Origin of the sequence: Sporosarcina sp. FSL W7-1349 (genome assembly GCF_038003045.1) — a bacterium.
GTDB lineage: Bacteria > Bacillota > Bacilli > Bacillales_A > Planococcaceae > Sporosarcina.
In genome coordinates, this window is sequence record NZ_JBBOOK010000001.1 from 2,106,987 (window position 1) to 2,130,508 (window position 23,522).

Genomic DNA, 23,522 nt, shown 5'->3' on the forward strand with positions numbered 1-23,522 from the left:
CTCACACCTCCACCAAGTTAATAACGTATCCTCGGGTCAATGACCGCATACAGGACATCGACAACCAAGTTCATCAAGAGGAAAAAAATGACGAGAAAAATAGTTGTTCCCTGTACGAGAGGATAATCGCTCGACTGCACCGCGTGCACAATCAGACTTCCAATCCCGCCCAAGCCGAATGTATACTCGACAAGGACCGTCCCGACAATGAGGAAGCCAAGCTGCAGCCCAGTCACAGTCAATAAGGGGATGAGGGCGTTCTTGAAAGCATGCTTTAGCACAATGACCCTTTTCGGAATCCCTTTGGCGACCGCCGTTTCAATATAATTGGTCCCCAACGCCTCTATCATCCCGCTTCGGGTGATACGGGAGCTCAGCGCCAGCATATTGATGCCCAACGCCAAGGACGGGAGCAACAGATATTTGAAGTTTTCCATGAAGTTATCGCCTGTCCCGAAGGCGGGTAGGAGATCCAACTTGTATGAAAATAACATGACAGCAAGCACCCCGGTGAAAAACACTGGGGATGAAACGCCCACCAGGGAAATGAGCGAGGCCAAATAATCGACCCATGTATTCTTTTTCACAGCTGCAATGATACCGAGCGGGATTGCCAGCAATATCGTAATAATCGTACTCATGACAACCAATTGAATCGTCAACGGCAACCGCTCCGCAATCATTCCGCTGACGGACTGCTTCATCTTGAAGCTCTCACCGAGGTCCCCTTTGACGGCGTTGCCTGCCCAGATCAGATACTGCTTCCAGACAGGTTCATTCAGATGATATTTCACCCGAATGTTCTCCAGCACTTCCGGCGAAGTCTGCTTTCCGCCTACCATCACCAATGCAGGGTCCGTCTTACTCAAGTGGGACATCCCGAATACGAGGACAGAGGCGAGGAATAATATCGGGATAAGCAACAGCAATCTTCTTAGAATGTAAGAAACCATATCGGCACACCTCCCATAAGAAATGTCAATGTAATCATTCTTACTATCCATTTTACTTTTCTGACGAACAAACTTTTTAAATATTTGACCAATTTATCTTCAATATATGATTCATTTCGATATAAAATAAAAAAAGTAAGGGCGGGTACCCTTACAATTGAAAGTTCTTCTGTTCGACTGGACCGAATAGGATGAGGACAGCGGCTAATAGGAAGGAACTGCAGGCCCCTCCGAGTATGCCCAGCGGAATCGTAAAAACCAGTCCAACCAACAAGCCGATACAGAGACCGAAAATGAAACTGATTCTCGTTTGATAGATAGAGGAAACCGGCACGGCGATCAACCCGCATAGAGGGGACCAGAACAGTCCGAAATAAAGAAAAGCATCCAGCAAAGTGATGTTCGCATAGGGCACAACCAGTCCCGGAATCAGTATACAAATTCCAATCAGCAATAGATTAGACTTGTTGGATCCGCCCTTCACGGACTCCCATAATTTGATGAAAATGAAAAAGATCATAAAAATGGTGATCGACATGAAAAGGATCTGGGCGAACTGTCCGCCGAAGCGATTGATCACCTGGATGCTCACCCGGTCGCTAAGATCCGGCAAAACCGCCTGCGCCCGACCGAGAAATGAAATCGCTCCGAACGAAATCATGACAATGGAGGAAATGATAGCCGCAATCAGGTAGGGGACAAAGCGTGCTTGTTCTTTATGATGGATATCCACCATCCTATATAAATACTGGCGAGCCACCAATAGGATTCCGAGGCTGGCTACGAGCAACCAAGTAGCAGGCCGGTCAAATCTCAACAATTCCGTGTAAAGGAAATGGATTCCCGAATAGACCGTAGGAATACTGACTTTCAAATACACGAGAGTCGGAATCAAAAACGAAATAGCGATGCCGAGCAGAACTGTTGCGACGGCGACCAACTTCGGATTGAATTTATATAGATAAAAGACGAATAGCGGCACGGTCGCCATCAAGATGATATGGATGAGCGTCATATAGATAAAGTCCGTTTCCGTTAAAATGATCTTCAAGACGAGGAAAATGCAAAAGATGACTTCAATAATGTAAACTCCCTTAATCGCACTTCTTAAGATAGGGTCCTGTATTGCGACAGGTTTCCGGTTCTGTGTAAAATAAAAGGCGATGAACGACAATGCCCACATGCTGGAGTAACCCAGCAGCCCCAGTACCCCATGATCATACGTAATCTGCGCAGCAAGGAAAAAAGCAAGAGGCGTCATTAAAGGAAGTAGCAGATAAATGATATTGGAAGCCATTCCGGCTCAGCTCACTTCACTGCGATATTTGCTCGGGGATACACCCGTGAACTTCTTGAAACAGACTGCGAAATAAGCTGCGCTATTAAATCCGACCATATCCGAAACGACTTCCACATTGTAATTTTTCAGAAGAAGCTCTTTCGCTCGTTCAATTCGGATATCCAGTAAGATCTCGGTAAAGGTCTTCCCATATTCCTTCTTCAGCAATCTGTTCAGATGGGAGGAGCTTACATGAACAGTCTTCGCCGCGTCGGTCAAGCTGATATTCTTATCATAATTTTCCCTGATGTAATGCAGGAACAGATGGAAGGTGGAACGATTCCTTTCATGATAGTCCCGGATCGCTTGTGCATAGGCGGCTTTCATTGACCTGCTTTCCCCATAGCCATATAAGATTTGATCCGGGGAGTTTAAGTTATGCAGCAAGATCTGATCGGTAATGTAGGATGAATGGCTTCTCAATGTCAGCAATAACGTAAATTCGTTAATGTCCTGAGGGGATTTGAGCAGTTTGATATCCTTTTGGGTATGAGCGATTTGATTTATCCAATTGCAATTATTATTTTGGATGACGAACATGGCCTCCGGCAGGAAACTTAAGTTGTCCATCGCTTCTTCATCGGACAAATTGCTTTCCGAAAAAAGGCTACGTTCAATGATAGATTGAATGATAAACGCCCGCTTTTCATTCCATTCGGTAAAGAGTGCTTCCATTTTGCCAAAAAGCTTCTTGAATTGATCTTCTGTGAACGGTTTTAGTAAATAGCCGACCGCTCCATGCTCCATTGCTCTTTGGGCATAATTGAAATCATCGAAGGCGGAGATGATGGAAACAATCGTATCGGGCCAATGCCGGTGTATTTCATTCAGAACTTCCAGTCCGTTCATACCAGGCATTTTAATATCCAGAAAAACGATATCCATTTTATTGGACTGAAGTTGGTCAATCGCCTCTAATCCATTTTCGGCTTTGTGGATTTCGTAGTCGCCGATGTCTTTGATCATTTTCTCCAAAGTCTGCAATTCCAATGGTTCGTCATCAACTAGCAAGATCCTCATAAAGTCCTTCCCCCCTTATACTGATGGAACAGACTGTGCCATTCTGCATATTCTTGATCGTCAAATCGCTCTTCTCGCCATAGAAATGTTGGATGCGTTCGTACGTGTTCACAATGCCAATTCCAAGAATGGCCGATTTGACTCGATCTCGTTTCCAGTTGTTGAACTGGCCGATGATTTGTTGAGAAATGCCTACTCCGTTGTCATGGATGCGGATTGTAAAATCCTCCCCCTTCTCAATGGTGATTTTGATGAACCCGCCACGGACATTCGGTTCGATACCATGCTTGCAGGCATTCTCCACCAATGGCTGGATGGAAAGCATTGGGATTTTGACATTGGCGCAATCTTCCGGACACTCTATCTCCCATTCCAAACGCTTCCCGAATCGCATCTTCTGAATCTGCAAATACATTTGGACACTGTTCAGCTCTTCCTCCACACTAACGAGCTGCTGAGAGTCCCGCAGCGTATAGCGGAGCAGAGTGGAAATCGCTTGGATCGAACTGACTGCGTCGTCATTCTTGTCCAATCGGATCAGAGAGGTGATCGTATTCAACGAGTTGAAGAGGAAGTGGGGATGAATTTGCGAGGTGAGATTGCTGATCTGGGCATCCTTCAATAGATATTCCAGATCGTTTTTCCTTTTCTCCATCTTCAAATAGTCATTCTCCTTTTCGACAATCAATAACGAAACAAGCGTCGATAAACTGCCGATTCCCCCGACAATCCCAAGCACAATGAGAAAGGTGAACAATGGTTGCGACAAGATCATTGCACATCATCCTCTCTCACTTTTCTGAATGTTGTAATTATTATAACTGACATGAGGATATATTACTATAGGACTTTAGAAGACAAGCTTTTTCCCAGTAGAAATTTCATTTCAATAAAAAGGACGAAGGTATTAACCCTCGCCCTTTGCCTTATTTGAATTTAACGTCTTTCAAGAACGAATCCCAATACCACATGGCTTTCATCGTGTAACCCTCGACATCCGTGTTCGCGACGAACATTTGCTTCGGATGGTCGATCATGATCCATGGAGTATCTTCAGCGATGATCTTTTCAGCTTTGATCATCAGTTCCGTTCTTTCTTTGTCATCCGTCAAAGCGACTTGCTCGTCCAAGTATTTGTCAACTTCACTATTGCTATATTTGGAGAAGTTGGAGCCGCCGTCAACACTGTTGCTTGAATGGAAGACCGGTTGCAAGTTTCCAACAGCGTCCGGGAAGTCAGCGCCCCACGTCTGCATCATCATATCGTAATCTTTGTTTCCGAACGCACGAGTGTTGGCTTCCTCCGTCGTCACTTTCTCAATCTCCAGATCGATACCCAATGGTTTGACCGCCGCCTGCAATGCAAGGGCTGTATTCAATTTCAAAGTGTCGCTTTCCGTCATGATCGTGGCGCTGAATCCATCCGGCACGGAGGATTTCGCCAAATATTCCTTTGCTTTTTCTATGTCATATTCGTAGCCCGGAAGCTCTTCATAGGCTTCTTCCCATAAATCCGAGTTAAATATCCATAATGCCGGGCCGACTGGAACCGCTTTTGCAGGTGAGCCTGAATCTTTGACGATCTTTTCCATGATTTTCTGTTTGTCCAACGCATAGTTCATAGCTTTTCGAACGTTGACGTCATTGAGCGGCTCCCGCTCGACGTTGATTGCGACAAAGTTGCTCATATAGCTGTCGACGGCATCGATATTCACATTATCCATCGCTTGGACAACTTCGATCAGGTCAAGCGGCAAGTTGATTGTCGCGGTCACTTGGCCCGTTTTCAACCCGGTGACGACCGTATTCCCTTCCGGCAGCATTTTGTAGACGATCTTATCCAAGTAAGGACCAGCCGATTTATCCCAATAATTTTCGTTCTTCTTCAAAGTGATTTCGGATCCCGTTTTCCATTCTACATACTCAAAAGGACCGGTCCCCATCACTCCGCCGTCCGGCTTTCCGAAGTTCGCTTCATTTTCCTCATAATACGCTTTGCTGATGATATGGCCAGCTGTCGTACCGACCGCATAGCGCCATAGGATATCCGGCTGCTTCAATTTCACCGTGACTTCCCAATCCCCTGTCGCCTCTATGGATTCCACATTACTGTACATCCATCCAACATAAGAGGCGGTAGCCGGATCCATCGTGCGTTCCATTGAAAATATGACGTCATCAATAGTCATCGGCGAGCCATCCGAGAAATTGACATCGTCGCGAATCTGATAGACATATGTTGTCGGATCAACCGCTTCCCACGACTTCGCCAGCAATGGCTGCAGTTGCCCGTTCTCATCAAACTGCAACAACCCTTCCGTAATTTGGGTCACGACCGGATTCGTCGCAAAGTCGTACGAAAACGCAGGATCCAGCGCAATGATATCTCCCGGCAATGCAAAAGTCAGAGTTCCTCCTTCCCCGCTGCCTTCGCCTTCCGCATTGCTATCCGCACTCGCATTCTCTTCGTTACTTGTCCCATCCTCTTTCTTTTCAGCGTCAGCCGAGTCATCCGAACATGCCGCTAGAATGGAAGCTAGTGCTAACATCATAAGTAAAAATAAAAATTTTGTTATCCTCATAGCCTTCCCCCCACATGTATAATTTTACGCCTGAGTATATTATTCCAGTTGCCCGCTCCAAAAAGTTTAAGTAATTTGCCATAGTATCTTAAATATTCAATCAATTCTTTAAGCTTTATTGACTTTCCATTTTGCGTACTCTAAATTTAACCTCAACAACTGAAATACCTATTAATAAAGGGGGCCTCATCATATGCACGTGCTTCAAAAAGAGCAATCCGTCTACAAGTTCGACAAGGACAATACGCCTGCTTTGACAATCGAATCCGGGGAAAATGTGCTTTTCAATACATTCGACTGTTTCAGCGATCAAATTCAATCCGAAGATCAGCTCGTCACGTCAATCGACTTTTCGGCGGTTAACCCAGCAACAGGACCCGTCTATGTCAAAGGTGCACAGCCCGGTAATATTTTGAAAGTCGATATCCATGACATCCAAGTACGAGACTGGGGAGTCATCAGCACATTGCCCGACATCGGCATTCTCGTCCACACAGTAGATCCGAAAACGAAGATCGTAAAGGTGGAAGATCACAAAATCGTGCACTTCAACGAAGAGATCAGCTTTGAAGCGAAGCCAATGATCGGTGTCATCGGATGTGCGCCGGCTGGTGAGGGGATCGATAATATGTACCCCGGGGACCATGGAGGGAATCTGGACAACCATGTCATCAAAAAAGGGACGACCGTCTACTTGCCGGTGAACGTCGAAGGAGCCTTATTCGGTCTCGGCGATATTCATGCGTCCATGGGAGATGGTGAGATTTGCGGAACAGGAGTGGAAATCGCCGCTTCAGTCGAAACAACACTCACAACGATCAGCGGACAAACAATTCCTCGGCCGATGGTGGAAACGAAGGACAGTTGGTACACAGTTGCTTCAAACGCGAGCACCGATCGCGCCATCCAGATCGCTTGCGAGGATATGCAGACGTTGCTCGCTAAAAAATGGGGTTTATCATTGGTGGATGCTTATTTGCTCATGTCTGTTGCGGGGGATGTCCAATTATGCCAATGCTGCAAACCCAATCCAGGGTCTGATTTGGAAGTCATTGCACGTTTCCGCATGCCGAAGTTGGCGGGGATGTCACCTTTGATTCAATGAATAACTTGAAAAAGAAGAGGAGGAATTGAAATGACAGGAAGTACAAAGATCATTCCAATCACCGGCGGATACCATGTATGGACGCGAAAAGTAGGAGACAGCCCCATCAAAATCCTACTATTGCACGGCGGACCCGGAAGCACCCATGAGTATTTGGAGTCGTTCCAAGACTATTTGCCGGACGCCGGGATCGAGATCTATTTTTATGACCAGTTAGGTTCCTACCATTCTGATCAGCCTGATGATCCTTCCTTATGGACAATCGAACGTTTCCGTGAGGAGGTGGAAGAGGTTCGGAAAGCACTTGGATTGGAGCAATTTTATCTGTTCGGTTCCTCATGGGGTGGATTTCTGGCAATTGAATATGCACTGAAATATCAACAGCATCTGAAAGGATTAATCATCTCCAACATGACCGCCAGCATCCCGTCCTACGTCAAAAAAATCAATGAGCTCCGGAATGCGTTGCCTGTAGAAATCATCAAACAGCTGGAGAAGTACGAGGAAAAAGAGGATTATCAAAACCCGGAGTATGAAGAGCTGCTCCATGAGCATCTATACTCGAAACATATTTGCCGCTTGGACCCTTGGCCGGACGGCGTTGTACGGGGCCTCTCCAACATCAACCCGCAAGTGTACAACACGATGCAAGGGCCAAATGAATTCGTCGTCATCGGTACGTTCAAAGATTGGGACCGCTGGGATGACCTGCACCAAATCAAAGTACCGACACTTCTGTTAGGAGCGAAATACGACACGATGGCGGTGGAAGATAAAGAAGAAATGGGCAGAAGGATTCCGAATTCCCGCGTCGCCATCTGCCCGAACGGCAGCCATCTTGCCATGTGGGATGATGCGGATGTTTATTTTGGGTTTATCAAAGAGTTTGTGAGGGATGTAGAGGAAAGTGCCTTCGGTCTAGTTCCAATGAGTTCTCTGACTAATCAGTCTTAAAAATAACCACTCATGCAGCAATACATCTTAGATGCAGTTAAGCTTGTTATATTAAGCAACGAGGAACTGTCCGAAAATTAATTTTCCAGCAGCTATATGAACAAAAAGCAAGGGCTTGTGTGGAAACGACTCAACCAAACGAACAGCGAAGGGTTCGATTCACCTTAATTACTGAGAAATTTGCAGAAATTAAGGCATATTCACTATGTGCGCATATAGACTGAAACCCGGAGCAAGATGTGAACAACGCCTAATGCAAAGGTTGTCCACGGGCCTAGATTTTATAATTTCTTAAGCAGCAAAAAAGCAGTTGGAGAAAAACTAGACATTTTTCTCCGACTACTTTTCAAGTGCCTGAACTTTCAGCAGAACTAAGTATTCGGTTTTTTAACGGCCTCGTCTCTATGAAGGTTCCTATAATAAGGACGAGTAATGTGAACGGCAATCCGATTAATACCGGATCGAGCGCCCATACAAATACAACTCCTCCTTCTACCGAATTGGCTGCCTGGTTGCCTATGATGATACCTATTATAGTCCCAACGGCACCAACGATCATGGCTGCAATCGTGGAATAATACGCTCTTCGAACCCGTCTCCAGAATACAACCGCCACAAGAACTGGCGCGAGGGAGGCCGCCATAATTCTTCCGCCTGTTAGCAACAACTCCAAAATATAAGGCAAAGAACGGCCAATTAATGTCCCAACGACAGCAACGGCAACTACAGAAATCCGTGAAACCATTACAACACTCTTTTCAGATGCATCTGGCCTGATCCATTGTTTGTAGAGATCATGCGAAATATTAGAAGCCGTAGTTAGTACAGTAGAACTTAATGTTGAAATACACGAAGCTACTACAATGACAGCGAATATAATACTGCCTATAGAACCGAATAATGTAGTGACGCTCATGAAGGCATCATTCGGACTCACTGTCGGGAAAATGACAACCGCTACTACGCCAACTAGGAATGGAACCATATACCATGCTAGCGCAATGCCCCCACCTAGTAAAAAAGATTTCTTTGCAACTTTATCACTTTCCGCTGATAATCCCCGTTGGATCAAAGTTTGATATCCAACGCAAGTAAGCGCTCCCGAAAGAATCCATGCTAAACTTTGTGATCCTCCTGCGTTCCACACATTAATATGTGTAGTTGGAATCTGATTAATAAAAGATTCCCATCCGCCTATATAAGCGATGCCTAGCGGAATCATAATAGTAGTCCCTACTAGCAAGAGAACCGCTTGTAATGTATCCGTTATCATAACGGCCCACATCCCACCGGTCACTGTAAAAAACAAGGTAACCAGTAAAGTGACAACCAAAGCCATATCCAATGAAATTTCAAAAACCGAGCTTAGGACGACAGCCATACCGATAGACGCACCTGCTGTTACAGCGACATCCCGGCACATCACCAATATGACGGCGACTACTTGATGCTGCCATCCAAATAGCCGATGAAATAGTTCGGGAGTCGTGACAATATTCGCTCTTCTCAATCTTGGGATAAACCAAATCCCCATCCACATTAATATAGCGATAAACCCTAAACTAGCAAAATATGCGGAAATGCCCAACGAAAATCCGCTTCCCCCATAGCCAAGCAATGTAGCGGAGTTGATCAATGTAGCAATAATTCCACCCGTAACGAGCCAGGTCGGTACAGCCCGTCCTGCCAAAATATAGTCATCGGAATCTTTCCGACTCATCTTTTTAGCAGCAAGTGGTCCAATAATGGCCAACAGTAAGAAATAAATGATAAAGATTGTCAATGCCATTTAAAACCCACCTTTCCCTCGCTAATTTTGGTTATCCTCCCAATACGATGGACCATAGATATACGTATGCCATGGCTAAACCAGTGAAGACGAGCAAAGCACCAATCATCTTAACGGGAGGAGACGCGATCTCATCCATTTCGCTCAAAATCGTATCATCGAACTGCCTACTTTTTTTCATTGGAAAGGCCTCCTTTTAGTTTCTTAATGTGGCTGTTTGCACCTCATCAATCGTCAAATTTTCATCGATGGCAACTCCATATTGCTCTTTCGCCTGTTCCCTATTCAAGTTGCCCAGTATAACATCTTGCAGTACTAATTGTGGTTTACGATTAAACGGAGACCCGTACCCGCCTCCTCCAGCAGTCTGTAGTCGGATTGTGCTGTTTTGTTGAACTGGCATTGTCACTTTTGAGCCCAATTCAACGGCTTCTCCTTCGGGGTTGATTAATGTACAAGAAGATGTAGCTCCTCCTTTTCCGCCAAATAGCCCCCATGGTTGGTTGTTTTGTCTATCTGACATTAAAGTTACAGTAAATTCATCTCCCAAGAGCACAAGTTCCCTCATCAGTCCCAGACCTCCACGATGCTTTCCAGGTCCGCCGCTGCCTTCAACAAGGCCATATTGATTGACGATTAGTGGGAAAGACTGCTCAATGACCTCAACTGGGGTATTTAGAGTATTTGTCATATTCGTATGGACCCCGTCTAGTCCGTCCATATCGGATAGTCCACCTTGGCCACCTCCGTAGGTTTCTACATAGGAAAAGTATTTATGGGTGTCATGGTTTAAACCACCAATAGAAAAACCATTCATAGTCCCTGAACATGCCGCCATCGACTGTTCTGGCAAGACGTCTGCCAAGGCGCCGAAAATGGCGTCCGCAATCCGTTGAGATGTATTTGAATTGGCGTTCGACACGGGAGCAGGAAATTCCGGATTGACAATAGACCCTTTCGGAGCAACAATTTGTATGCTCCGGTACGTGCCCGCGTTAGGTGGAACATCCGGTTCGAGCAAAGACTTCACGGCATAAAAGACACAAGCGCTTGTTACTCCATGAGTGGAGTTGACCGGACCTCTCGCTTGCTTATCCGAGCCCGTGAAATCAACGACAATTTCGTCTCCCTTCACTGAAATCTGTACTTTAATCAAGATCGGATCTTCTGTAATTCCGTCTCCTTCCAATATGTCCTCAAATTGATACGTTCCTTCTTTCACTTCTTGGATCGCGGCCCGCATTCGACGATCGGAATAATCCATAATTTCCTGCATACAGAAATAAATATGGTCGGTTGAATACTTTTCAACCAGTTCAATTAGCCGTTTTTCCGCAATACTGTTGGCAGCCAATTGAGCATAAATATCACCCAGTACTTCCTCACCAGTTCTTACATTCTTCTCTAAAAGCCGTATGACTTCCCGATCCAACTGTCCACCTTTCCTTACTCGAATCGCTGGCAAGCGCAAGCCTTCCTGGAAAATCTCCGTAGCTTTGACAGACATGCTTCCCGGCGTCAATCCGCCCACATCAACATGGTGAGCAATATTAGCTGCCAACGCAATTAACTCCCCTTTATAAAAAATAGGGCTAATCATAAAAATGTCGGGCAAATGGGAACCGCTAATATATGGATCATTGATTAAAATCGCATCACCTTCATTTAATTCATCTTCAGGGTACATTTTTAGCACTTCTTGTACTACGGATGGCATAAGTCCCAAATGCAGAGGGACATGTTCAGCCTGCGCTACCAATTCACCATGTTTCGTATAAATTGCAGTAGAACAATCTACTCGGTCTTTTATATTCGTTGATAATGCCGTTCTGATTAGCGCGACGCCCATTTCCTCGGCAATTGAATAGAAAGCATTTTTCATGACCTCTAAAGTGATGCCATCAATATTTGGCTGTTTCACGCTTCATGACCTCCTTCATCCCTTGTGTGCTATTTTGAATCAATAAATTGTTGTATTCATCCACTTGGATTTGCTGATTAGGATGAATAACAATGGTGGAATCCAATTGCTCAATGATGGCTGGCCCATGGAGGACAAATCCGACATGAAGATCCTCTCTTTGATAAACTGCTGTAGGATAAAAATCCCCTTGGAAAAACACATCCCGCTCGGCTATTGGCAACGGGTTTTGATGAACCGATCCAGATAACTCTTGCTGTTTCGGCTTATTAATACGTCCAAATGCAATCAGCCGAATATTAACGACTTCCAAGTCCTCTTCCAAACGATTAAAGCCATATACTTTTTCGTGGGTGATATGGAAGTCTTTGATGGCTTGTTGCAGTGCTCCCTCATTCACAACCATTCCGCTTAAAGGAATATTTAATTCGTACGCCTGATTACGATAGCGCAAGTCCAAGCTGACATTATAATCTATTATTTCGCTATGGAACCCTTCTCTCGTCAAGTCGGTGAAAGCTTGGTTCTTCAATTCCATAATCCTCTTGTTGGCGTCATCAAGCTGAAGTGCCGAAATTACAGAAATCAAGGATTGCACATAATCATGACGGACATCTGCCATCAACATACCTGTCGCGCACATAATGCCGGGGTTTGGTGGGATAATAATATTTTTGCAGCCCAATTCATTGGCAATATCACCGGCATGAAGCGGACCGGCTCCTCCAAATGCCAAAAGAGAGAAGTCCCGCGAATCATGCCCTTTTTCAACGGATATAACTCGAATACCCCTAACCATATTGGCATTCACTACTTTCAAAATACCTTCAGCAGCCTCTTCCACCGTGATGCCCAGGGGATTAGCAATCTTTTCCTGGATTACTTCGCGAGCCCGTTCAATGTCCATCTTCATCCGTCCACCTAAAATGGAATCCGGATTAATCCGGCCAAGAATGACATTCGCATCGCTGACTGTCGGCTCGGTCCCTCCTTTTCCGTAACATACGGGTCCAGGATCTGCCCCGGCGCTGTGAGGCCCTACCCGCAATGCTCCTCCGGAATCAATCCACGCAATGCTTCCGCCTCCTGAACCGATGGTGTGCATTTCAACCATTGGCACATGAATTGGGTAATCTTCTATTTTGCTAGTGGTAGTGTACTGCGGCTTTCCATTCGCTATCAAAGCTGTGTCGAGACTCGTACCTCCCATATCGATGGTAATCAGATTGCCATGTCCGGTCATGTCAGCAACATTTCCTGCTGCAATAACACCACCTGCCGGTCCAGAAAGTACCGTACGAACCGGCATTTCAACAGCCTTATCGGTACTAATCACTCCGCCATTCGATTGCATAATATAGAGATCACTGGATATCTCAAGTGTTTTTAATTCCTTCTCCAGATATTGTAAATAGAATTTCATCTTAGGCATAACATATCCATTGACAGCTACCGTGCTAGTTCTCTCGTATTCTTTGATTTCCGGCAAAACTTCATATGATAAAGTTATCGAAACGTCTGTCAAATGCTTTGAAAGAATCTGCTTCACTAAAATTTCATTTTCAGGATTCAAGAAAGAGTTGATAAAACAGATGACCACCGATTCGGCGCCGACTTTTTTTAGTTCTTCCGCAAGGCCGATAATCTCTTGCTCTTGGATTGGTTTTACAACCTCCCCTTGTGCATTGACTCGCTCCTCTACTTCCCATCTTAAATTCCTTGGAATAAGTGGTTCTGAACGCCGTGCCCGGAAATCATATAGCTTGGGTCTTGTCTGTCGACCAATTTGCAAGACATCTTTAAAACCTTTCGTGGTCAGCAAAACGGTTTTTGCCCCTTTTTTCTCCAGCAATGTATTGGTAGCAACTGTCGAACCATGGATAAAAAAGGACAGATCGTGATATGAATTATTCGTTTCCGCCATAATCTGCTTAACACCATTCAAAACACCAATAGAGCTATTTTCTGGAGTAGAAGGCACTTTCGTAATAAATGTTTCGCCAGTCTCCTCTAAAATTAGAGCTACATCAGTGAAAGTCCCGCCTGTATCGACGCCAATTCTTAAACTCAATCTAATTACCTCCCTTTAAATTTCTCTAATACAAAATAGTATTAATTAAATTATCTCAATTTAATAAATAATATAACATCAGTTTTGGACCAAGTAAACCTTTTTATTTAAAAAATGAAACAAAAAATCCTTTCTGCTATAAAAACTGGTTTTGTCATAATAAAAGCGCAAACCCCTATACTGGTTTGCGCTGCCAACTAAAAATGCTAAGTAGTCATAATCCCTTTTTCTATGAGAAGTTTACCTATTTCCTCCAATGAAAGCATGGAATCCTCTGCAAGGTGCCATCCTAACACAACAGTAATAGTCTCTATTAAAGAAATGGTCGGAACTAACGTAAAATGCCCTTCTTTTCGGATCGTATACAGTGTCACATTTGCTAGCGGTATCAAGGAGTTATTCATATCATCTGTAATAAGCACAATAGGATGACCCAATTCCGCACAATATTTAACGGCTTGATACGTTAACTGAGTAAATGGGGAAAGTGCGATGAAAACCAACAGATCCCCTTTCTTTATATGATAAAGGCGATCCATTATAAAGTGAGGTTCATAGCTAAGTTGGTTTACTTTGTAAGAAAACTGGTTGATTGTATTCTCAAAATATAGAGCAGCTACCCTCGCTGTTCGTAATCCAAATACATGTGTCACATCTGATTGTTGAATCAATTTCGCCGCTTCCTGGATGCTGTTGATCAAACGTTTGTCCAGCGTCACGCTCTGCACCAGATTTATCTCTTTCCATACTTTTTCAATTTTCATCTCTTCACTTGATAATTCTTGCTGAGACTCTTCAAAATCCCACCATTTTGGAATCTTTGACTCCATTGCAATTTTGTGAATATCCTTTTTAAATTCACCTAGACTGTCATAGCCTAAATTTTGAATGGTTCGCAATACAGTTGTCGTCCCAACAGCCGCCTTTTTCGCTATTTCAGCTACTGAATCTAAGCCAAGATCCCGATAATTTTCAAGTACATATTCACAGAATACCTTTTGTTTTTTAGGAAGATTGTTTTTCATTTTAATGATTTTGCTTAGTACATTTTCCTCTCCCATTTTCAAGCCTCCCCCGACATCTCCACATAGTCTCTTTATTCATTATAAGGCAAATTCTCTTGTAATTGTAAGTATCGATAGTGATACTGTTGACCATCTACTAAAGAGAAAATTCACTTTGAAATACCCAAGGAATTTTTAATCCTTTTTTGAATAAAAAAGGTTTACTAACTCCAATCCATATGTTAATGTTATCCCAATGATTTAAATTTTTCAATTATACTAATAAATAAGGAGAGAATACGATGACATTAACGATGAATTCAGTCGCAACAGATGCCAAGGACACAGCTGTAGAACTGTTATTCCTGTCGGAGCCGGATTTAATTGAAGCAGGAGTTTTAGAGATGGATCACTGTGTGGAAGTTATCGATAAAATGTTCCACGTCTTAGGAAAAGGTGATTATTTAATGGGGGGGCCTAACGAAAATCATCATGGGATGATGTTATGGTTCCCGAAGGAAAAAAGATTTGATAATATGCCAGTTGCCGGACCTGATCGGAGGTTCATGTCACTCATTTCCTATTTGGGAGATGACTTTAATATAGCCGGTGAAAAATGGTATGGCTCAAATATTAACAACAGAGAAAAAGGCCTTCCTCGCTCGATTCTTACGGTAACTTTAAATGAGGTGGATACCGGTAAACCATTAGCATTTATGTCGGGAAATTTAATTAGCGCGATGAGAACCGGGGCAGTTCCTGGTGTAGCCAGCAGATACTTAGCACGGGAAAACTCAAAAACCTTAGCAGTCGTGGGAACAGGTGTTATCAACAAAGCATGCGTGGCAGCTATACAGTATGCGGTTCCTTCTATAGAAGAGATTAAAGTGTTCGATATCAATCAGGAGCGCAGTAAAGAGTTCATCGAGGAAATGGAAAAGGACTTGGACTGTAAGTTTAAAGCTGTATCCTCTATGGAAGAATGCATCCGCGATTCAGATATCGTCACCATTGCCACTTCCGGAGCAAAAAAACCGGAAATCAAAGATGAATGGGTGAAAAAAGGGTGCCTTATCACTCTTACCGGAACAGCTCAATTATCGGATTCTTTCTATCAAAACAACACCATAGTCGCAGATAATTGGAAAATGCACGAAGCGTGGTATCGTGATGGATTGGAACATCCCGACGGAATAGATAGCATCACGAGCTGGGCACCTACCGGAGATCTACTGAAACTTATTCATGATAAAAAAGTGGATGCTTCTCGAATTGCAAGTCTAGGAGATTTAGTGTACAACAAGACGCCTCTCCGAAAGAGCGAAGACGAAACAATTATTTTCGTGACTGGCGGCTTACCTACTGAAGACATCGCATGGGGATATGAATTGTATAAAAAAGCAAAAGAGAAATCGCTTGGCCAACCATTAAAACTTTGGGATACTCCACACTGGGCATAAAACCTGGTAAATTAGCGTGGGATAATAATATACTTCTGATTTTTTTGACGCTTCCCGGAGACAGCTGTGAATGTTGGTCTGCCCTATCGCTTTATCCAATTTTAGGATTCGTAAAAGGAACATTTGCCATTCACTTAAATCAGTATAGAGGTGGGGACCTCGCAAACGAACAATATCCACTACCAAGAGTCACAAATCAACTGGATCTGCGAGCTTCGTTCATGTGAGAATACATTTATAGGAACAGTAAAAAGCTCCACAGGAAAATCCTGTAGAGCTTTTCCATTTCTAATTAAAAATCGCAATGCCAAAAGGCAACACATTTCCAGGCAGTCACAGTTTTACTGATTAATCATAAACCTTACGTAGCGCCATTACTCACTCTTCCCCTCAAGAACGACATCCTCTTCAAGCTTCTTCGATTTTTTCCCGCTAAATAGATTCTTGGTCTTTTCCGCCAAATTATCGATGACTACATACATAACCGGCACGAAGACGAGGGTTAATACCGTTGAAGCGGCTAGACCGAATACTACAACTACGGCCATTGGCTGGTTCGCTTCCGCTCCCTCACCAAATGCGAGGGCTACCGGTATCATTGTGAAGATGGTTGAAACAGATGTCATTAGGATTGGACGGAGTCGGCTACGCCCTGATTCAATGAGCGCCTCGGTTCGGTCCATTCCTCTCGATCGTAAAATATTCGTATAGTCCACAAGGATAATCCCGTTATTCAACACAATGGCAGCCAACATGATAATCCCCATCATGCCCGTCACACTTAAAGGGATATTGGTGACAAACAATCCGATCATTGCACCGATTACCATAGTCGGTAAAGAGAACATGATGACAAATGGGTGGGTGAATGATTCGAATTGGAATGCCATTACCATATACACGAGTATAATTCCAAGTACTAGTGCTATACCAAGAGATGTAAATTCTTTAGCAATCTCTTCCGCTTCCCCGCCCGTACTTACTTCATACCCTTCTGGCAGTGCAAGTTGATTCAACTGCGCATTCAGGTCTTGAGAGACTTCGACTGCGGAACGGCCGATTACATCACTCGTGACATTCACTTGTCGTTTTTGGTTCTTCCGATTGATTTCAGTTGGACCTTGAACTTGCTTCAGTTCCGCGACTGCTGTGATTGGAACATGTACCCCTTGACTATTTTGTATGACGAAGGTTTCCAAATCACGAATCGTTTGTGTGCTTTCTTTCGGGAAGGCTACTCGAACGTCAAACTCATCGCCATCTTCTTTATACTTCGTGGCGACTTGTCCACTGAATGCCATGCTGACACCGCTCATGACCTGTTGATAGGAGAGTCCATACTGACTGGCCACTTCCCGATTTACAATGATTTGAACTTCTGGACGGCCTTCCCCAGCCGTACTTTCGATGTTGAGCGTACCATCTATATCTTGAAGAATCCAAACAACTTGTTGCGATAAATCGCTTAAGATATCAAGGTCATCGCCCGATATTTCAACTTGAATCGGAGATCCTGTCCCCATTCCTTGGTCACTTTCTTGTACAGTGATTTTAGCACCCGGAATATCGCCTAGTAATGTGTCGACTTCTCCAACTAGCTCCGTTGTCGATAAATCCCGTTCACTTGCTTTGACAAACTTTAGGGCAAAACTCGCAAATTCCGAGCTTCCTCCCCCAATGCCCATCGAGCTACCACCGATTGTCACGGTCGTCATTTCGATAATATCGTCATATTTGGCAAGGCGTTCACTGATATCTTGAACCGTTTCCTCGGTTTTCGCCAATTGTGTACCTGGTTGCAGTTCCACATTGATTTGCATTTCTCCTCCGTCAGATGACGGCATTAACACAAATCCGATAAACGGAACAAGGAGCAAACTTCCCACTACAGTAGCCACAACGATACCGATTGTTCTTTTTCGAGCTCTTAACGCCTTTTCCAATAACTTCACATAACTATTGGTAAGCTTGTTCAGCAGCTTATTGAACCATCCTTTGCTCCCCTGCTCCTCAAAAGAGGCAGATACGTTTCCAAGAAATTTGGAAGATATCATCGGAAGGAATGTGATGGCACCAATCAATGCGGCCGATACAGCAAAGACAACTGTTAAGGCCAATGGGCGGATCATCTGTGCGGCAAGTCCGCTAATGAATAGCATTGGTACGAAAATCGCCGCAGTCGTTAATGTCGCTGCAATAACCGAGGGTGCTAATTCAGTAGCCCCTGCTACTGCCGCTTCTTTGATCGGCATTCCTTCCGTCCGCTTCTTAAAGATGTTCTCAAGAATAACGATCGCACTATCAATCATTAATCCAATCCCGATGGCCAATCCACCCATTGAGATGGTGTTAATACTTTCTCCCGTCAAATACATTAATGTAAAAGTCGTGAGAAGGGATAACGGCATGGTCAGTCCGATTACCAACGTTGTCCGAATACTGCGCAAGAATAGCTGCAAGACAATCATCGCCAACGCAAATCCCACAATCATATTCACCATGACCGAGTTGATCGATTGTGAAATGAATACGGATGTATCCAATGTCGTTGTCAGTTTCAAACCGCGTTCTGCCAACTTCGGATTTAACTTATCAATGATTCGATTGACCTCATCAGCGGCACTGATTGTATTGGCATCCGATTGTTTCATAATGGAGAATGTCAGCGTATCTTCTCCATTAACCCGAGAGATGGTCGTCTGGTCTTCAAATGTATCAATGACCTCGGCGACATCACTCACTTTAATCATTTCCCCGCCGGCTAAGCCGATTTGGGTGTTCATAATATCTTGGACGGAAGTATATTCTCCATCAATCCGTACTTGAACGTCTTCGCCGCCTCGCTCAACGGTCCCCGCTGAAATGGAACGGTTCTCCGCCCCTAATGCTTGGACAACTTGGGAACCCGAAAGCCCAAAGTTTTGCAGCTTTCCAATGTCTAAATTGACCTGAATTTCTCTTTTCAGACCACCCGTGATATTAGCAGATGCAATTCCAGGCGCCCGCTCAAATTCCGGTTGGATTTCATTTTCAGCAATGACTTGTAATTCACTTAAGTCTGCACCGGTTAAACTAATTGTCTGAATCGGGATCGCTTGAGGATCGAGACGCATGACCAATGGCGAATTCGCATCATCTGGCAATTGGGCTCGTACAGGATCCAGCTTCTCCCTCATATCATTTAAGGTTGTTTTAATATCTGTTCCATAATCAAACTGCAAAATCACCATCGATGAATTTGGCTGTGAAATGGATTGGATCGTATCGATCCCTTCCAGTGTTCCAACAGCAGATTCTATCGGTTTACTAACCAATTCTTCAATTTCCTGCGAGGCGGCACCTGGATAGCTTGTAACAACAACCGCAATGGGCAAATCCATTTTCGGAAATAAATCTACTGCTAAGTTTCTCACTGAGATTACGCCCAAGACCAGCGCCAGCACGACAACCATGATGACGCCGACAGGACGATTTATTGAACCTTTAATCAGTTTCAACGCTTAGTCCTCCTTCATGATTTTCACGGAATCTCCATCATTCAGGAGGTTTTGACCTTTAACTACCACTTCTTCGCTTTCACTTAAATCACCAGTTACAGCAGTTGTATCGGTGCCATACCGAATGACTTCCACTTCTTTAAGAACCGATTTTCCATCAACGACCGTAAAGACGACCGATTCCCCTTCCTTCTGGATCACTGCGTTCGTTGGAACAAGCGTCGTATTGGACGCCAATATTTCATCCACTATGATGGTGGCGACCATTCCAGGACGAATGACGTGATTCGAGTTGTCAATTACCGCTTCCACTGTAAACAAACCGGAGCCTGTCCCCACTGCCGAAACGTAGGAAACGGTTCCTGTAAATGCTTCTTTCATTCCGTTCACTTCTACCTCGATCGTTGTACCCGGTTTAAAAACGGACAATTGGTCTGGTAAAATATTAACACTCACTTTTACCTTATCGATCGACACAATGGATGCGAATGCTTGCTGGCCGGACGCCATGGCCCCTACTTCACCCGACACCTGTGTAATTTCCCCGGAGGCAGTCGCAACAATTACTTTATCCGCCAATCGTTCACGAGCCGAATCGACCGCCAGCTGCGCTTGCTCTACCGACGCCTGAGCTTGCTCTACCGCTGCTTGGGCTTGTCTAATTCCAATATCCGCATCTTGAATTGATGATTGCGCAATACTGGCTCCGATTTTAGACTGGTCTAAAGAGGCCTCTAATGATTGTAAACTGATACTGCTGTCCACTTGACTTTTATTTAACTCCACTTGTTCATAAGCATTTCTCGCATTTTGTTCACCATTGCTGGCGTCATCGTAGTTTTGTTGAGAAATGAGCCCCTCGGTAAGTAATACTTCCATCCGCTCCAAGTTTTGTTTCGCTTGATCCCATGCAAGTTTTGCATTCTTTATTTGGAATTCAATATTATCCAAGTTATCATCCAAAGATTTACGTGCTTCTGCTAAGGATGCTTCCACTTGTCTCACAGATGCTTGTGCTTGTTCATAGCTTTTTGCCGCTTTTGACTTTCCGCTCTGCGCATTGCTTAATCCGCTTTGAGCACTCTTCAAACCGCTTTGCGCTTGTTTTAAAGCAACCTGTTGTTGCTGAACCGCGTTTCGTTCAGCTGAATCATCCAACCTAGCCAAAACATCGCCGACCTTCACAATGTCTCCCTTTTGCACCATGATCTGCTTGATTTCACCGGGAGCTTTTGGAACAACATCCACTTCTGTTTCAGGGATAATAGTACCGGTTAATCGATTGCTATCACTTAAGGAACCGTATGAGACTTCTGCGACCTCGACCGGTATTTCTTTTGCGACGATTACTTCTTCCCCCGAGGCCTCCCCCTTACTACATCCAGCCATGATAGCCATAACAGCTACACCAGACAGAAGACCTGCTATTTTTCTATTATTCTTCCTTTTCATCTTTAACTTGAATCCCCCTTTGATAATTTGCGCGCAACTGAATAGGGGCCACTGGCTATCACTAGCACTGGTTCCCCTCTTCTGATCACTTTTTCTCTTTCGGTGACTGGTTCGAACGGATAGTAAATCGCGCGGTCTCCAGAAATTCTACTTCTTTTATCTATGAAAAGTATGATCCTTTTTGCTAACTAAAGGACAATCCCGCTTGGGCCAATCGGCTAGCACCACACGGAAAAGCAAACCGCGCATCGTGCCATTCACGTTTTGCGTCACAAATCGCGTTTGATACCCGGTCTGCCACGTCATAGTAAATTGTTGGATGGAAATATTCGCAACTGCTTTATACCTTTATTTGCACCATCAAACCCTTCCAGATTCCACGGTACCCTACATCTTTTCTATTATAGCAACTTGCTAACTTATATTTCTATTATCCTATGACAAAATTCAAAACTACTAGACGTCGCAAACAATTTCTATGGATTTTATCTATTGAAACTCCTTCTGTTCTTCTCCTCCCAGCTATACTGCGGATTAACAATCGGATTATTCTGTGCTTCTTTCATCATCTTATACTCGCAGTCCAAACAAAACAACAATCTTTCGTTGTAGCTACTTCTAGGGCGCGAGTCTGATAGATTGAACTAAGTGTATAAGTAGTAGATATCATAAAATCAAAATGGACGTTAAAGAAATAACAATTTACAGATTCGCCGTTTTATAGTCTGGTATCTACGCCATTTTGTAAGCAAAAAGGATAATCGATTTTTTATCCTACTATCCAACCTCTTCTTTCAAGGAATGACAACGTGTCACAATTTGACATGGCCTCATCATAAGTGACGCATTGTCATATGTCAATCCATAATAGGCAGTGTGGCATAAATCTTTCAAGTTAATAGACTAGTTCCATTTCCATTCATGTACTAAAGTTCTTTTTATCCTAATTAAACCCGGTCGATGCAGGACGCTCTGTCACAGCCTATGTTGACTTGTCCCCACTTATTATCTATGATTGGGCTACACTCATTTATGACAAGTTGTCACTTGTGAATAGCTAGGAGGATACACATGCCTAAGCAAACTTTTTTTAATTTACCTATAGATAAGCAAGAAATGTTAATCGATGCTGCGATGACAGAGTTTTCCAGAGCTCCCTTACACGAAGCCACCATTTCCAACATTGTCAAACATGCGGGCATCGCCCGGGGAAGTTTCTATCAGTACTTTGAAGATAAAGAAGATCTATTCTTCTATCTTTTGGAAAAGTACACCGAACAAAACGAGGCGAAGTACATTTCCCTTTTACAAGAAAATGACGGAGATTTATTTGAGGCAACGATTCAGATATATAAGTTCATGTTGCAAGCCTTTCAAAACCAAGAGCATCGGGTATTTATAGAAAATGCTTTCTTGAACATGAATCATAAAATAGTGAAATCCATGACTAATAATGAGGACTTAGAAAAATTTATAAATCGACGGCCCGAAATGATACGCTATATTGACCAAAAGAAACTGAACATTACAGAGGAACGGGAATTATTTCATGTTCTTAAAATAATCGATTCTGTCACGATACAAAATCTTATCCAAAATTTCGCATTGGAATTAACCTTCGAAGAATCCTTACAAAACCATAAAACTGAAATTAATTTGCTTAAAAAAGGATTGGCTAGGAATTGACCAGTTCATGAAAAAATCCCTTAGGCTCCTTGCCTGAAGGGATTTTTCTTGTTTCTAGGTAATTGTTCGGGTGCAGCACCTAACGCTAGTTACATAACGTCCCCATCAAACCCGAGAATACCGTCTGGCTTAATAGCTGCGCGATCTCCTCTTCTCCCAACTGACGATCGTGAGTTTTATTCCAGTCGATGACTAGTGCCATGTAAGATTTGTAGAGCAAGAACGCGACCAATTTGCTGTCGCAAGGCTTAAGCTCCCCACTAACAATGCCGCGTTCAATTTTGCTTTGGATGAATCGGAGGATCTCTTTCTCCACCGATTGCAGCATCTCGCTGACGGCGAGTGTGCGAAGCTCGTTTTCTTCTTCAATCAGTTTTATATACAATTTATGAGTCTCCCGGAATTTGAGTAGTTCCATAATCCGGGCGTGAGCCTTTTCTTCAAAGGAGGCGCCCTCCACGGCGCATTGGTCGGAGGCGTGTTTCATCTCTTCTACCATCTGCCATACAATGGTTTGGAACAGTTCTTCCTTATTAGAAAAGAATGTGTAGATCGTCCCTTTCCCGACGTTCGCGATCTTAGCGATTTGGTCCATTGTTGTCGCTTTGTAGCCGAACAGGGAAAACGATTTTTCGGCGGCTTGTACAATTTCATCTTTCCGGTCCATCCACTCACCTCCATCTTTAGTT

17 protein-coding genes are annotated in these 23,522 nt (G+C 43.8%); 4 read left to right on the forward strand and 13 right to left on the reverse strand.

Annotated elements, in window-relative coordinates; all coding sequences use genetic code 11:
- Positions 1–17 precede the first annotated feature (17 nt).
- From MKY41_RS10310 to MKY41_RS10330, 5 genes are all read right to left on the reverse strand, one after another.
- Positions 18–953 (reverse strand): ABC transporter permease, encoded by a 936-nt coding sequence (locus MKY41_RS10310; protein ID WP_340744924.1) that lies wholly within the window; start codon positions 951–953, stop codon positions 18–20.
- Between the two features lie 151 nt (positions 954–1,104).
- Positions 1,105–2,250 carry a hypothetical protein gene (locus tag MKY41_RS10315; protein ID WP_340744925.1) on the reverse strand — a complete coding sequence of 382 codons (1,146 nt, stop codon included), beginning with the start codon at positions 2,248–2,250 and terminating at the stop codon, positions 1,105–1,107.
- A gap of 6 nt (positions 2,251–2,256) precedes the next feature.
- On the reverse strand, positions 2,257–3,312 hold the full coding sequence (locus MKY41_RS10320) for a response regulator transcription factor (RefSeq protein WP_340744926.1): 1,056 nt from the start codon (positions 3,310–3,312) through the stop codon (positions 2,257–2,259).
- Positions 3,293–4,087: a sensor histidine kinase gene (locus tag MKY41_RS10325; RefSeq protein WP_340744927.1), complete on the reverse strand. Its 795-nt coding sequence runs from the start codon at positions 4,085–4,087 to the stop codon at positions 3,293–3,295. The genes MKY41_RS10320 and MKY41_RS10325 overlap by 20 nt, the downstream gene beginning before the upstream one ends.
- A 151-nt stretch (positions 4,088–4,238) precedes the next feature.
- Positions 4,239–5,894 (reverse strand): ABC transporter substrate-binding protein, encoded by a 1,656-nt coding sequence (locus MKY41_RS10330; protein ID WP_340744928.1) that lies wholly within the window; start codon positions 5,892–5,894, stop codon positions 4,239–4,241.
- Positions 5,895–6,087: 193 nt separating this feature from the next.
- Here MKY41_RS10330 and MKY41_RS10335 point away from each other — a divergent pair, with 193 nt between their 5' ends.
- Positions 6,088–6,999: an acetamidase/formamidase family protein gene (locus MKY41_RS10335; protein WP_340744929.1), complete on the forward strand. Its 912-nt coding sequence runs from the start codon at positions 6,088–6,090 to the stop codon at positions 6,997–6,999.
- Between the two features lie 30 nt (positions 7,000–7,029).
- Entirely contained in the window at positions 7,030–7,953 is a 924-nt protein-coding gene (locus MKY41_RS10340; protein ID WP_340744930.1) for a proline iminopeptidase-family hydrolase, read from the forward strand.
- A gap of 346 nt (positions 7,954–8,299) precedes the next feature.
- Here the strand turns inward: MKY41_RS10340 and MKY41_RS10345 are convergent, their stop codons facing one another.
- The 5 genes from MKY41_RS10345 to MKY41_RS10365 all read right to left on the reverse strand — a co-directional run bounded on the left by MKY41_RS10345 (position 8,300) and on the right by MKY41_RS10365 (position 14,795).
- Complete coding sequence (locus MKY41_RS10345) at positions 8,300–9,742, reverse strand: sodium:solute symporter family protein (protein WP_340744931.1); 1,443 nt, start codon at positions 9,740–9,742, stop codon at positions 8,300–8,302.
- 31 nt (positions 9,743–9,773) lie between these two features.
- Positions 9,774–9,923, reverse strand: coding sequence for a hypothetical protein (locus MKY41_RS10350; RefSeq protein ID WP_340744932.1), 150 nt, complete (start codon positions 9,921–9,923; stop codon positions 9,774–9,776).
- A 15-nt stretch (positions 9,924–9,938) separates the two neighbouring features.
- The gene (locus MKY41_RS10355; protein ID WP_340744933.1) at positions 9,939–11,663 is read right to left on the reverse strand and encodes a hydantoinase B/oxoprolinase family protein; all 1,725 of its coding nucleotides are present in this window, start codon (positions 11,661–11,663) and stop codon (positions 9,939–9,941) included.
- On the reverse strand, positions 11,644–13,734 hold the full coding sequence (locus MKY41_RS10360) for a hydantoinase/oxoprolinase family protein (protein WP_340744934.1): 2,091 nt from the start codon (positions 13,732–13,734) through the stop codon (positions 11,644–11,646). Before MKY41_RS10360 ends, MKY41_RS10355 begins: the two co-directional genes overlap by 20 nt.
- A 206-nt stretch (positions 13,735–13,940) precedes the next feature.
- Complete coding sequence (locus MKY41_RS10365) at positions 13,941–14,795, reverse strand: MurR/RpiR family transcriptional regulator (RefSeq protein WP_340744935.1); 855 nt, start codon at positions 14,793–14,795, stop codon at positions 13,941–13,943.
- Positions 14,796–15,040: 245 nt separating this feature from the next.
- Here MKY41_RS10365 and MKY41_RS10370 point away from each other — a divergent pair, with 245 nt between their 5' ends.
- Positions 15,041–16,198, forward strand: coding sequence for a tyramine oxidase subunit B (locus MKY41_RS10370; RefSeq protein ID WP_340744936.1), 1,158 nt, complete (start codon positions 15,041–15,043; stop codon positions 16,196–16,198).
- Between the two features lie 374 nt (positions 16,199–16,572).
- On the opposite strand, the gene MKY41_RS10375 is transcribed toward MKY41_RS10370, so the two are convergent.
- Both MKY41_RS10375 and MKY41_RS10380 read right to left on the reverse strand, forming a co-directional pair.
- Positions 16,573–19,695: an efflux RND transporter permease subunit gene (locus tag MKY41_RS10375; RefSeq protein WP_340744937.1), complete on the reverse strand. Its 3,123-nt coding sequence runs from the start codon at positions 19,693–19,695 to the stop codon at positions 16,573–16,575.
- A 3-nt stretch (positions 19,696–19,698) separates the two neighbouring features.
- The gene (locus tag MKY41_RS10380) at positions 19,699–21,147 is read right to left on the reverse strand and encodes an efflux RND transporter periplasmic adaptor subunit (RefSeq protein WP_340744938.1); all 1,449 of its coding nucleotides are present in this window, start codon (positions 21,145–21,147) and stop codon (positions 19,699–19,701) included.
- 1,071 nt (positions 21,148–22,218) lie between these two features.
- Here MKY41_RS10380 and MKY41_RS10385 point away from each other — a divergent pair.
- Positions 22,219–22,833 (forward strand): TetR/AcrR family transcriptional regulator, encoded by a 615-nt coding sequence (locus MKY41_RS10385; protein ID WP_340744939.1) that lies wholly within the window; start codon positions 22,219–22,221, stop codon positions 22,831–22,833.
- A gap of 85 nt (positions 22,834–22,918) precedes the next feature.
- Here the strand turns inward: MKY41_RS10385 and MKY41_RS10390 are convergent, their stop codons facing one another.
- The gene (locus MKY41_RS10390) at positions 22,919–23,500 is read right to left on the reverse strand and encodes a TetR/AcrR family transcriptional regulator (protein ID WP_340744940.1); all 582 of its coding nucleotides are present in this window, start codon (positions 23,498–23,500) and stop codon (positions 22,919–22,921) included.
- Positions 23,501–23,522: the final 22 nt, after the last annotated feature.